Here is an 11,015-nt window from a genome sequence, read left to right as displayed (position 1 = left end):
GGAATACGCGATGCGTTCTTTGGTGAGTGTTGTTGAGACGTGTGCTGTTACGATCTGGACCGTGCCGGTCCCGCGGGCCCTTCGCGTGCCGTGCCGGGCGCGAGGTCAGACGGCGAAGTCCAGCAGCGGGCGGGCGTTGCTGGGGTGCCGCAGCTTGGACAGCGACTCCTTCTCCAGCTGCCGGATCCGCTCGCGGGTCAGGCCGAGCGCCTTGCCGATCTCGTCCAGGGTGCGCGGCGTCCCGTCGTACAGCCCGAACCGCATCGCCATGATCTTGGCTTCGCGCGGGGACAGGATGTCGAGGGTGCGGCGCAGCTGGTCGGCCATGAGCTGGCGGTCCACCAGCTCCGACGCCTCGGGGCTGTCGGTGTCCTCGATGAGGTCGCCGATGCGGGTCTCGCCGTCCTCGCCGATGGTGGAGTCCAGGCTGATCGGCTGGCGGCTGGTGCGCAGCAGCTCGCGGACCTGCTCGGGGCTCTTGTCCAGCTCGGCGGCCAGCTCCTCGGGGGTGGGCTCGCGGCCTAGGCGCTGGTGCATGTCGCGCTCGACGCGGCTCAGCTTGCTGAGCATCTCCAGGACGTGGACGGGCAGCCGGATCGTGCGGGCCGAGTCGGCGAAGCCGCGCTGGATCGCCTGCCGGATCCACCACATCGCGTAGGTGGAGAACTTGTAGCCCTTGGAGTAGTCGAACTTCTCCACGGCGCGGATCAGGCCGAGGTTGCCCTCCTGGACGACGTCCAGCAGCGACAGGCCGCGGTCGGAGTACTTCTTGGCGACCGACACCACCAGCCGGAGGTTGGCCTCCAGCATGTGGGCCTTGGCGCGGCGGCCGTCGGCGGCGACCCATTCCAGGTCGGCGCGCATGGCGGGGGAGAGGTCCTCGCCCTCCAGCTTGTGCTCGGCGTACAGGCCGGCCTCGATGCGCTTGGCGAGGTCGACCTCCTGCTCGGCGGTGAGGAGCTGGCGGCGCCCGATGGCCTTGAGGTAGGTGTGGACGGAGTCGCCCATCGTGGTCGACTGGTCGTCGAGGTCCGCGGAGGTCTCCTCGGCCTCGACCTCGGTGACGTCGAACCCCTCGTCGACGGAGGCGTCGCGCTGGCCGCCCGGCCGCGGCGCCGCGCCGGCGGCGTTCGCGGTGCTCTTGGCGGCGCCCCTGCGGGCGGTGCGCTTCCTGGCGCCCGCGGCGCCGGAGGTGTCCTGGGCGGTTTCCCCGCCTGCGTGGTCGGCGGCCGCGGCCCTCTTGCGGACGGCGTCGGGCTCGCCCGCCAGGCTGATGCCGGCCTCGGACAGCTCGCGCAGGATGGAGCGGCCCTGGGCCGGGCTGATCCCGGCGGTCTCGAAGGCCCCCCTCACCTCGTCGAGCGAGAGGCGCCCGTGGGCGCGGCCACGCTTGAGGAGGTCGTTGAGCGCGGGGCTCGGCGACTCCGTGAGCGGGGTCTCGACGGCGCTTCGCGGCATGGGGACACCCCCCTCCCTTCGGTGTGTGAGTGCGGCGCGGATTGTGTTCGCTCGTGGCGCACGCACTTAACGGAACGTCGCAGGACGGGCCTGTTGTTCCCGGCTTCGTCGCCGGGCGGCGCTCCGCGGGGGATCGTGGAGGAGCGATCCAGACGGTCGTGGTGCCCACGGCCAGCGGTTTCACACCGCCCGAACCGATCCGGTTGTACCTTACTTCGTAAAGGCCCCAGGCCGTGGCGACGTGAGAAAGACCACTACGCTCCCGAATCCTTGGGCCGCAATGTCCGACCATAACGCGCGATGACCCGTTCGCGCAGCTCAGGGTCGTCGCGGGGGACCGGTTCGAGGAACACCTCGTCGATCTCCTCGTGCGCGCCGCGCAGCTCGCGGGCCATCCGGACGCAGGCGCGCTCGACCTCGGCGGCGGTGAGGGAGTCGCGGAAGTCGAGGCGGGCGCAGACCAGCACGCGGTCGGCGCCGAAGGTCACGGTGACGATGTCCACGACCCACTCCACCTCGTCCGCGCGGCCGAGGCGCGCGCGGACGTCGGCGACGATCCGGGGGTCGGCCTGCGAGCCGATCAGCAGGTTCAGGTTGATCCGGCCGAGCACGAGCGCGACGGCGGTCAGCAGGACGCCGATGAGCAGGGAGCCCACGCCGTCCCAGGCCGCCGACCCGGTGAGCTGGTGCAGGCCCAGGCCGCCGAACGCGATGAGCAGGCCGACGAGCGCCGCCGAGTCCTCCAGCAGGACGCTGATCGAGGTGGGCTCGTCGGTGCGGCGAATGTAGGCGCGCAGCGGCAGGTCCTCCGCGCGCGCGGCGGCCCGGACCTGCCGGACTGCCTGCTGCCACGAGACCGCCTCCAGCACGAATGCCACCGCGAGGACGGCGTACCCGACGATCGCGCCGGACTCGCCGGCCGCCCGGTGCCCGGTGAGCGTCTCGATCCCCTGGTAGTAGGAGAACAGCGCGCCCATCCCGAAGATCGCGACGGCGACGAGCAGGGTCCAGATGTAGCGCTCCTTGCCGTGGCCGAGCGGGTGGCGGCGGTCGGCGGGGCGCCCGCTGCGGCGCAGCCCCACCAGCAGCAGGACCTCGTTGAAGGTGTCGGCGATCGAGTGCGCGGCCTCCGCCGCCATCGACGCCGACCCGGTGATCAGCGCGGCGACGATCTTGGCGACGGCGATGCCGAGGTTGGCCGCGAACGCGAGGGCGACGGTCAGGAGGCTCTCGTCCTGGGGGCCGCCGCCGTCCCGGCCCTCGGTCCGCTGCCCCTCGCTGTGTGCCGCCATGATCCGTCCTCTGCCCAGGCGGTCACCGTGCCATGCGCGGTGCGGCCCGCCGTCAGGGCGCGCAGGCGCGGAGCCGGGCCCGGTCGGGCTTCCCGGACGCCAGCAGCGGGATCGCCTCCACCAGCTCCAGCTCGCGCGGCGCCGCGTACGCGGGCATCGTCTCGCGCACGAGCGCGCGCAGCTCGGTCAGCTCCGGCAGGCCGGACCCCGCGGGGACGACGACGGCGGTGACCCGCTCGCCCCACTCGGGGTCGGGGCGGCCGACCACGACGACGTCGCGGATCTTCGGGTGCCGCGACAGCACGGTGGCGATCTCGCCCGCGACGACCTTCTCCCCGCCGGTGTTGATCACGTCGTCGATGCGGCCGCGGACGCGCAGCCGGCCGTCCTCGATCGCGCCGAGGTCCTGGGTGAGGAACCAGTCGCCGTCCCTGGCCGCGGCGGTCAGCTCGGGCCGCAGCCGGTAGCCGGTGAACAGCGAGGGGCCGGCGAGGCGGATCCGGCCGTCGTCGCCGAGCGCGACGCGCATGCCGTCCAGGGGCGTGCCGTCGTAGACGCAGCCGCCGCAGGTCTCGCTCATCCCGTAGGTGGTGAAAACGCGGGCGCCCCGGCCGCGCGCCTCGGCCAGCAGGCCGGGCGGGGCGGCGGCGCCGCCGAGCACGATGGCGCCGAGCCGCGACAGGTCGGCGCCATCGTCGAGCAGCCGGCGCAGCTGCGTGGGGACGAGCGAGACGTGGAGTCCCTCGGCGGCCGCGACGGCGGCGGCGTCGAAGCGGGGGGCGATGACGGGGTCGGTGCCGGCGACGAGGGAACGGACGAGGACCTGGACGCCGGAGATGTGGCTGGTGGGCAGGCAGCACAGCCACCGGTCGCCGGGCCCGGCCTCGATGCGGGCGAGGGTGCCGGCGGCGGAATGGCGCAGCGCGCCGGCCGTCAGCTCGACGAACTTGGGGGCGCCGGTGGAGCCCGACGTGGCGATGAGCACCGCCGTGCCGGCGTCGACGGGCGGGTGCCCGGCGCCGCCGGAGTGCGGGACGGTGCCGCCGGCGGTCTCGATCGCGTCCGGGGCGAGGGCGTCCAGAAGGCCGCGCAGCGCGGGCTCGGGCAGGTCCGGGGGCAGGGGGCAGATCGCGGGGCCGCCGTCGAGGGCGCGGGCGAGGGCGTCCAGCAGGCGGGGGCCGGGCGGCAGAACGACGGCGTGCAGCGGGCGATCCATGATCTCATCAGCGTAGACGACCCCGCTGAACGCGTTCAAACGCGAGGCCGGTTGAATGGTGCCCGAGCGCCGCGCCCCGGCCGCGGCGCGGTCGCCCGACGGAGAGGAAGACATGGTCTCGGAGCTGTTCGACGCGGACGCCTGGAGAGAGGTCGAGGGGTTCGGCTTCACCGACATCACCTACCACCGGGCCGTCGACCACGGGACGGTGCGGGTGGCGTTCAACCGCCCCGAGGTGCGCAACGCGTTCCGCCCCCACACGGTGGACGAGCTGTACCGTGCGCTGGACCACGCGCGGATGTCCAGCGACATCGGCTGCGTGCTGCTGACGGGCAACGGGCCGTCGCCGAGGGACGGCGGCTGGGCGTTCTGCTCGGGCGGGGACCAGCGGATCCGCGGCAGGGACGGCTACAAGTACGCCGAGGGCGAGACGTCGGACACGATCGACCCGGCGCGGGCGGGGCGGCTGCACATCCTGGAGGTGCAGCGGCTGATCCGGTTCATGGGCAAGGTCGTCATCTGCGTGGTGCCGGGCTGGGCGGCCGGGGGCGGGCACAGCCTCCACGTGGTGTGCGACCTGACCCTGGCCAGCCGGGAGCACGCGCGGTTCAAGCAGACCGACGCGGACGTGGCGAGCTTCGACGGCGGGTTCGGGTCGGCGTACCTGGCGCGGCAGGTGGGGCAGAAGTTCGCCCGGGAGATCTTCTTCCTGGGCGACGAGTACGACGCCGAGGCCGCGCACCGGATGGGCATGGTGAACGCCGTCGTCCCGCACGCCGAGCTGGAGGCGACGGCGCTGGAGTGGGCGCGGAAGGTCAACGGCAAGAGCCCGACGGCGCAGCGGATGCTGAAGTACGCCTTCAACCTCGTCGACGACGGTCTCGTGGGGCAGCAGGTGTTCGCCGGGGAGGCGACGCGGCTGGCCTACGGCACCGACGAGGCCGCCGAGGGACGGGACTCGTTCCTGGAGAAGCGCGATCCCGATTGGTCGCGTTTCCCGTGGTACTCCTAGGACTCGGAGCGCGATCTTTTGGGGACGCGGGGCGCGGCATCCGTGACGCTCTGACCTGCTGATTCGTGCGGTTGAGCGGTGCCACGCCCCCACCGCCCTCCACAGCCTCCCTCGCCACGTCCGGCAACACGCTCGTGTAGGTGTCCGCGGTCAACGAGATGGAGGGATGCCGCAGCTGCGCCTGCACCAGCTTCATGTCCGCGCTGCCGGCGAGCATCAGCGTCGCGTGCCGTGCCGTGCCGGAGAGCGTGCAGCCGGATCGGTGGGAGCCCTGCCGCACGTCTCCGGGTCAGTGCCCGCGGGTTGTGATCGGTTTCAGGGTGCGGCCGGTTGCGGTACGCGGGTTGACGGGGACGTGTCGGGTCGGTGGCTGGTTCACCGCCCGTCGCGCAGAGGGCCCGATCTGGCCACGTTTCCGCCCCGAGGCGGGGAGCGGCTGAGCGGATCAGCGGACTGCCCCTAGGTTGTCGGAGCAGGCCTGAGAACGGACATGTAACCGTTGAGTGGAGGTCGCTGATGAAACCCGTCGAGGTCACTCCTCCTGGAGTGCCGGCGAAGGACGACCCGCAGGTCAAGACGGCGATGGGGGTGTGGGACGGACTGACCGCGGAGGAGCAGCGGGAAGTGTTCCGGTCGCTGATCAGGGTGGTTGCCGCGTACGGCCACTCGAAGGATATTGACCACCTGACGCGGTTTGCGGAGAGTGTTGACCGGATGGTTCGTCTGGAGTCAACCACCGATCTGCGTCAGCGGATCCGCGACCAGCGGGCGGCGGTTCCCGAGCCGGCCGCCCCCGCCGCCGTCGAGGATCTGTTGAGGCGCCTGGAGGGGTAGCCATGCGCCCGCTGCGGCTCACCAAGACGACGTGGGAAGTCGTGGCCGAGTGGGCGGGAGGCCAGGCCCCGGAGAAGCAGCGTCTGGCCGCGAAGTTCCTGCGGGCGTTGATGGACGGGTCGTGGGAGGCGGAGTTCGATAACGCTCCGACGAGTCCTGAGGTCGTGACGGTGTTGTTGGATTCGCCTCGGGTCCCGGCGTACATGACGATCTTCGAAGCTGGCGGTGTCGAGTTCGGTGAGGTCTTCGCGATCGAGGAGGATCCGGAGGCCGGGGAGTCTTTCGATACCGGTGAGCGGCTGGGGGTGGATCCGGAGCCGGAGGCCGGCCTTGACGGTGATGGGCGACGGCCACCGCCGGACCCGCAGGAGTTGTATCCGGAGCCCGGCGAGGAACCGGAGGAGTTCGCTCAGCGGGTGCAGGAGTTCCGTCGCTCGAGCTGAACTTTCGGTCGGTTGGCGCAGGTGCCGCTCGCAATCGCGTGAGCCCTGGGGGCGGCACAGCCTCGTATAGGAGTGGACACGGGTGGACTCGGGGGACTGTATGGGGTTGGCGGGGTGCCCGGGTGCGGCCGGTTTCCAGTTGAGGGGAGGCCTGTTCCGGCAGGTCGGGTCCGGGTCCTGATCAGAGCGGCCGAGGAGCGTAGACGATCGAATCCGCCCCCCGGCCGGATGATCGACTGGGTATTTCCTGGGCCACGGCTGCGGGCGTGATGCCCGGTGGCAGGGCCAACAGCGACCCGGCTTGGTATCAGGCCAAGCGGTCCGGGAGAGACGCCAGGGAATAGTTGCTCCAGACGAAGGTGTCCATCTGGTGCTGGTCTCCGGAAAGATTGAACACACGGTCGACCTTGCCGTCTGCGTTGAAGTGCCAGACCAGCGCCCACATGGTGTCGACCTTGCCGATTCCTTCGGTGGTCCAGCCATGGTGAATGTCGACCACATATTCCTGGTTGGCCTCAAGGAACAGTGGTTCGGCCTGGAAACCGCCCTTCCTGAGCTGGGTGAAGAAGGCAGCGACCTCTTCGACGCCATGCTTGGCCCCCGCCAGGGGGTGGTGCCCTGGGATGGTCCACTCGATGTCGTCGGTCAGGACCTCACGCATAGCGTCGAGGTCGTAGGCGGCGTAGGCGGCGAAGAACTTGCCGATCGCCTCAATCTTCGGGTTCGCAGTCATCACTGTTCCTCTCGTGAATCTGCTGCTCGGGCCGCGATCGATGTCCGCCGGGATCGCGCCCGTGATCAGTGCGATTTCGTTGGCCGGGTCAGGCGTGCGGGGGTGGCGGTATCTGGATCGCGAGCCGCAGCAGTTCCCAGAACTCGGTCAGGCGCGCGGTCAGGTCCGCCCGGCCGGTAGCGGCCTCGGATACCTGCTGGATCCCGAAGAAGGCGCCGACGGTGACCCGCGCCAGGGCCGCGGGGTCTGCTCCTTCGCGGAGTTCGCCGGCCTGTGCGGCGCAGTTGAACAGGTCGGAGAGGACCGTGATCCATCCCTGGTAGGGCTCTGGCAGGTCGGTGTCGACCAGAGCGCGCTCGGCCTGAAGCCTCACCGCCGCCTGCACCGACACCTCATCGCGGAACTGTTCGGCGACCGCCTGCAGCACTGCTGCGATCGCGTCGAGGGCGGTGGCCGACTCCGCGCGGATCCGCTCTACCAGCGGGGGCCACCGTCGGTAGAAGTCTTCGACGATGGCTACCGCCAGCCCCTCCTTGGTGGGGAAGTGGAAGTACATCGCCCCCTTGGTCACTCCGGCGCGTGCGGCGATGTCGGCGGTGGCGGTCGCCGGGTAGCCCAGCTCGGCGAACGACTCCGCGGCGGCGGTCAACACGGCCTGGCGTGTCCGCTGAGCTCTCTGCTGTTTCGGCTGTTCAAAACCATCCATCCGTGCCACCCGCAAAACATACCGGGCGCCCGGTTTTTTTACTCGATGTGAACGTCAGCCATGGGTAACTCGATTCCTGCTGCTGCGGGGAGGAGGTTCAGGGCGGCGGCCTCCGCGTAGAGGTCGCCGGGCTCGTCCTGCGCTGCTTCGAGGCGGTCCGGGGCGCTCGCAGCAGCCCTCAAGACGGCAAGGGGAAGGAGCGCTGCCCAGCCGGCCGCGGTCAGAGCCACGCCCTGCACACGCGCCCTGACGACGCCACCTTCGCCTTCGGCCGGACGGGATAGGTGAGCGGGAACTCGACCGTCGCCTCACGGACCATGGACGCCGCGCTAGTCACCGGTGCCGGTGCCGCAGGCAAGACCCTCCAAGACGCCCGCACGTTGCTGGCGCGCTCCAGCCGCAGCATGCCTTCTCCCGCCTTGGCGCCGGGCTCGCGGCTGTCCGCGACGGGTGCGTCGAGCGCGTCACGGATCGCCGCCGCGAGGTCCTCAACACGGACACGGCGTCCGTCTCTGTGTCAGCGGTCATGAGGGGTCTGCCCGTTCAGCACGGCAAGACGGCCGTATCGGGCGGGAACAGGCGGGGCCATCATCAGCCATCACCATCCGATACGTTTTCGGTGGTACTACTAGGGGTTCGAGTGCACGGTGTGATCCGGAAATGCCGTGATTCGACGGGCAGGTCAGGGGGTCGGCGAGTGCGGGTGTACTCCATCCCGATGCGGACGCGGTTCCGCGGCGTGACGCGGCGGGAGGGCGCCCTGCTGCGGGGCCCCGCCGGATGGGGGGAGTTCTCGCCGTTCGCCGAGTACGGTCCGGCCGAGTGCGCCCGCTGGCTGGCCGCCGCCCGCGAGGCCGCGTGGGAGGTCTGGCCCGCGCCCGTCCGCGACCGGATCCCGGTGAACGCGACGATCCCGGCGGTCGGCCCGGAGCGGGCCTTCGAGATGACGCGCGAGTCCGGCTGCCGCACCGCGAAGGTGAAGGTCGCCGAGCGCGGCCAGACCGACGCCGACGACCTGGCCCGGGTGGAGGCCGTCCGCGCGGCGATCGGCCCGCGGGGCAGGGTCCGGATCGACGCGAACGGCGGCTGGGACGTCGATCACGCCGCCCGGATGATCCGGTCGCTGGACCGGTGGGAGCTGGAGTACGCCGAGCAGCCCTGCGCGACGCTGGAGGAGCTGGCGGCGGTGCGGCTCCGCGTGGACGTGCCGATCGCGGCCGACGAGTCGATCCGCCGCGCCGAGGACCCCCTGAAGGTGCGCGCGGCGGGCGCCGCCGACGTGGCGGTGCTGAAGGTGCAGCCGCTCGGCGGGGTCGCGTCGTCGCTGCGGGTCGCGGAGGCGTGCGGGCTGCCGGTGGTGGTGTCGAGCGCGGTGGAGACGTCGGTGGGGCTGGCGGCGGGGGTGGCTTTGGCCGCCGCGCTGCCGGAGCTGCCTTACGCGTGCGGGCTGGGGACGCTGTCGCTGCTGGAGGGCGACGTCGTGCGCGACCCGCTGCGCCCGGTCGCGGGAGAGATCGAGGTGCGCCGGCCGGCGGTGGACGAGGAGGCGCTGCGCCGCTGGGAGGCGCCCGACGGCGCGTGGCGGAGCCGGGCGCTGGACGCGCAGGCCCATCTGGACGGCCCGGCGGTGGTGGAGGTGGCGCCGTGAACCCGGCGACCGCGCTGGCGAGCGTCCTGGTCGACGAGCTGCAGCGGTGCGGGATGACCGACGTGGTCCTGGCGCCGGGCTCACGGTCGGCGCCGCTGGCGCTGGCGCTGCACGCCGCCGAGGAGTCGGGCGGTCTCAGGCTGCACGTGCGGATCGACGAGCGGTCGGCGTCGTTCCTCGGGCTGGGCATGGCGAAGCGGTCGGGGCGTCCGGTCGCGCTGGTGTGCACGTCGGGCACGGCGGCGGCGAACTTTCATCCGGCGGTGGTGGAGGCGCACGAGTCGGGCGTCCCGCTCATCGTGATCACTGCGGACCGGCCGCCGGAGCTGCGCGCCACGGGCGCGAACCAGACGATCGACCAGGTGAAGCTGTACGGGACGGCGGTGCGGTGGAGCGCCGAGATCGGCGTCCCGGAGAACCGTCCGGGCATGGTGGCGTACTGGCGGTCGCTGGTGAGCCGCGCGTGGGGGCTGGCGCAGGCGCCCGTCCCCGGGCCGGTGCACCTGAACGCGGCGTTCCGCGAGCCGCTGATCCCCGACGGCGACGAGACGTGGTGCGAGCCCCTGGACGGGGACGCGACCGGCGCGTGGACGAAGGTGCGCGCGGCGACGCCCGGGTCGGTGCTGCACGTCCCGCCGACGCGGCGCGGTGTCCTGGTGGTCGGGGACGGCGCGGTGAACGTCAAGCGGTACGTGGCGGCGGCGTCGATGGCCGGCTGGCCGGTGCTCGCCGAGCCGAACGGCAACGCCCGCTACGGCGACCACGCGCTGTCGTCGCACCATTTCCTGCTGGGCGTCCCGGAGTTCGTGGAGCGGCACCGTCCCGAGGTGGTGGTGACGCTGGGCAAGCCGGGCCTGTCGCGTCCGCTGCTGTCGCTGCTGCGCCGCGCGGAGGAGCACATCGTCCTGGCGCCCGACCTGGCGCACTGGCCCGACCCTGTCCGCTCGGCGACGCAGGTGGCGCCCGAGGTCGAGATCCCGGTGGTGTCGGGCGACGACACGTGGCTGAAGTCGTGGCGGTCCGCCGACCGGGCCGCGGCCGCGGCGGTGGACGCCGTCCTGGACGCGGTCCCGGAGGTGAGCGAGCCGCGGCTGGCCCGCGACATGGTCGCGGCGCTGCCGGGCGGGTCGCTGCTGTTCACGGCGGCGAGCATGCCGATCCGCGACCTGGACCAGGTGATGCGGCCGCGGCGCGGTATCCGGATCATGGCCAACCGGGGCGCGAGCGGCATCGACGGGCTGGTGTCGACGGCGATGGGCGCGGCGCTGGTGCACAGCGGCCGCTCCTACGCCCTGCTCGGCGACCTGGCGTTCCTGCATGACCAGAACGGCCTGATCCTGGGGCCGCGGGAGCGGCGCCCCGACCTGGCGATGGTGGTGGTGAACAACCAGGGCGGCGGGATCTTCTCGCTGCTGCCGCAGGCGGCGCTGCGCGGCCCGTTCGAGCGGGTCTTCGGAACCCCGCACCAGGTGGACCTGGAGGCGGTCGCCGCCGCGCACGGCGTCCCGTACCGGCGGCTCGCCGCGGCCGCGGACCTGCCGAAGGCGCTGGCGGGGGAGGGGCTGCGGATCATCGAGGCCCGCACCGACAGGGAAGCGAACGCGGCGCTGCACGCCGACCTCCGCCACGCGGCCCACGCGGCCGTCCGCGACATCCTCGCCTGACCCGGCCGG

Annotated in this window: 10 protein-coding genes; 5 read left to right on the top strand and 5 right to left on the bottom strand. The window is 72.2% G+C overall.

Annotation, left to right across the window (positions count from 1 at the left end; translation table 11 throughout):
- Positions 1 to 105: 105 nt before the first annotated feature.
- The 3 genes from AB0K37_RS25360 to AB0K37_RS25350 form a co-directional block, all read right to left on the bottom strand.
- Positions 106 to 1,458: an RNA polymerase sigma factor gene (locus tag AB0K37_RS25360; protein WP_363985138.1), complete on the bottom strand. Its 1,353-nt coding sequence runs from the start codon at positions 1,456 to 1,458 to the stop codon at positions 106 to 108.
- Positions 1,459 to 1,712: 254 nt separating this feature from the next.
- Complete coding sequence (locus AB0K37_RS25355) at positions 1,713 to 2,750, bottom strand: cation diffusion facilitator family transporter (protein ID WP_363985136.1); 1,038 nt, start codon at positions 2,748 to 2,750, stop codon at positions 1,713 to 1,715.
- Between the two features lie 52 nt (positions 2,751 to 2,802).
- A complete protein-coding gene (locus AB0K37_RS25350) occupies positions 2,803 to 3,966 on the bottom strand; it encodes an AMP-binding protein (RefSeq protein ID WP_363985134.1) in 1,164 nt (387 codons plus the stop codon).
- Positions 3,967 to 4,078: 112 nt separating this feature from the next.
- On the opposite strand from AB0K37_RS25350, the gene AB0K37_RS25345 reads away from it, so the two are divergent.
- The 3 genes from AB0K37_RS25345 (at position 4,079) to AB0K37_RS25335 (ending at position 6,255) form a co-directional block, all read left to right on the top strand.
- Entirely contained in the window at positions 4,079 to 4,978 is a 900-nt protein-coding gene (locus tag AB0K37_RS25345; RefSeq protein ID WP_363985132.1) for a 1,4-dihydroxy-2-naphthoyl-CoA synthase, read from the top strand.
- Positions 4,979 to 5,494: 516 nt separating this feature from the next.
- Complete coding sequence (locus AB0K37_RS25340) at positions 5,495 to 5,812, top strand: hypothetical protein (protein WP_363985130.1); 318 nt, start codon at positions 5,495 to 5,497, stop codon at positions 5,810 to 5,812.
- A gap of 2 nt (positions 5,813 to 5,814) precedes the next feature.
- The gene (locus AB0K37_RS25335; protein WP_363985128.1) at positions 5,815 to 6,255 is read left to right on the top strand and encodes a hypothetical protein; all 441 of its coding nucleotides are present in this window, start codon (positions 5,815 to 5,817) and stop codon (positions 6,253 to 6,255) included.
- A gap of 307 nt (positions 6,256 to 6,562) precedes the next feature.
- On the opposite strand, the gene AB0K37_RS25330 is transcribed toward AB0K37_RS25335, so the two are convergent.
- Both AB0K37_RS25330 and AB0K37_RS25325 read right to left on the bottom strand, forming a co-directional pair.
- On the bottom strand, positions 6,563 to 6,988 hold the full coding sequence (locus tag AB0K37_RS25330) for a nuclear transport factor 2 family protein (protein WP_363985126.1): 426 nt from the start codon (positions 6,986 to 6,988) through the stop codon (positions 6,563 to 6,565).
- Positions 6,989 to 7,076: 88 nt separating this feature from the next.
- The gene (locus AB0K37_RS25325; protein ID WP_363985140.1) at positions 7,077 to 7,694 is read right to left on the bottom strand and encodes a ScbR family autoregulator-binding transcription factor; all 618 of its coding nucleotides are present in this window, start codon (positions 7,692 to 7,694) and stop codon (positions 7,077 to 7,079) included.
- A gap of 697 nt (positions 7,695 to 8,391) precedes the next feature.
- On the opposite strand from AB0K37_RS25325, the gene AB0K37_RS25320 reads away from it, so the two are divergent.
- Together AB0K37_RS25320 and menD are read left to right on the top strand one after the other, a co-directional pair.
- The gene (locus tag AB0K37_RS25320) at positions 8,392 to 9,342 is read left to right on the top strand and encodes an o-succinylbenzoate synthase (RefSeq protein ID WP_363985124.1); all 951 of its coding nucleotides are present in this window, start codon (positions 8,392 to 8,394) and stop codon (positions 9,340 to 9,342) included.
- Positions 9,339 to 11,006, top strand: a complete 1,668-nt coding sequence (gene menD, locus AB0K37_RS25315; RefSeq protein WP_363985122.1) for a 2-succinyl-5-enolpyruvyl-6-hydroxy-3-cyclohexene-1-carboxylic-acid synthase — start codon at positions 9,339 to 9,341, stop codon at positions 11,004 to 11,006. The genes AB0K37_RS25320 and menD overlap by 4 nt, the downstream gene beginning before the upstream one ends.
- The last annotated feature ends 9 nt before the right edge of the window (positions 11,007 to 11,015 follow it).

The organism is Actinomadura sp. NPDC049753, from assembly GCF_040674655.1.
Taxonomy (GTDB): domain Bacteria; phylum Actinomycetota; class Actinomycetes; order Streptosporangiales; family Streptosporangiaceae; genus Spirillospora; species Spirillospora verrucosospora.
The sequence above is the reverse complement of the archived record's forward strand: the minus strand, read 5'-3'. Positions and strand labels throughout refer to the sequence as shown.

Excerpts from the sequence above, each read along its gene's own strand:
- AB0K37_RS25360 (WP_363985138.1), bottom strand. The coding sequence starts at position 1,458 with ATGCCGCGAAGCGCCGTCGAGACCCCGCTCACGGAGTCGCCGAGCCCC.
- AB0K37_RS25355 (WP_363985136.1), bottom strand. The coding sequence starts at position 2,750 with ATGGCGGCACACAGCGAGGGGCAGCGGACCGAGGGCCGGGACGGCGGC.
- AB0K37_RS25350 (WP_363985134.1), bottom strand. The coding sequence starts at position 3,966 with ATGGATCGCCCGCTGCACGCCGTCGTTCTGCCGCCCGGCCCCCGCCTG.
- AB0K37_RS25345 (WP_363985132.1), top strand. The coding sequence starts at position 4,079 with ATGGTCTCGGAGCTGTTCGACGCGGACGCCTGGAGAGAGGTCGAGGGG.
- AB0K37_RS25340 (WP_363985130.1), top strand. The coding sequence starts at position 5,495 with ATGAAACCCGTCGAGGTCACTCCTCCTGGAGTGCCGGCGAAGGACGAC.
- AB0K37_RS25335 (WP_363985128.1), top strand. The coding sequence starts at position 5,815 with ATGCGCCCGCTGCGGCTCACCAAGACGACGTGGGAAGTCGTGGCCGAG.
- AB0K37_RS25330 (WP_363985126.1), bottom strand. The coding sequence starts at position 6,988 with ATGACTGCGAACCCGAAGATTGAGGCGATCGGCAAGTTCTTCGCCGCC.
- AB0K37_RS25325 (WP_363985140.1), bottom strand. The coding sequence starts at position 7,694 with ATGGATGGTTTTGAACAGCCGAAACAGCAGAGAGCTCAGCGGACACGC.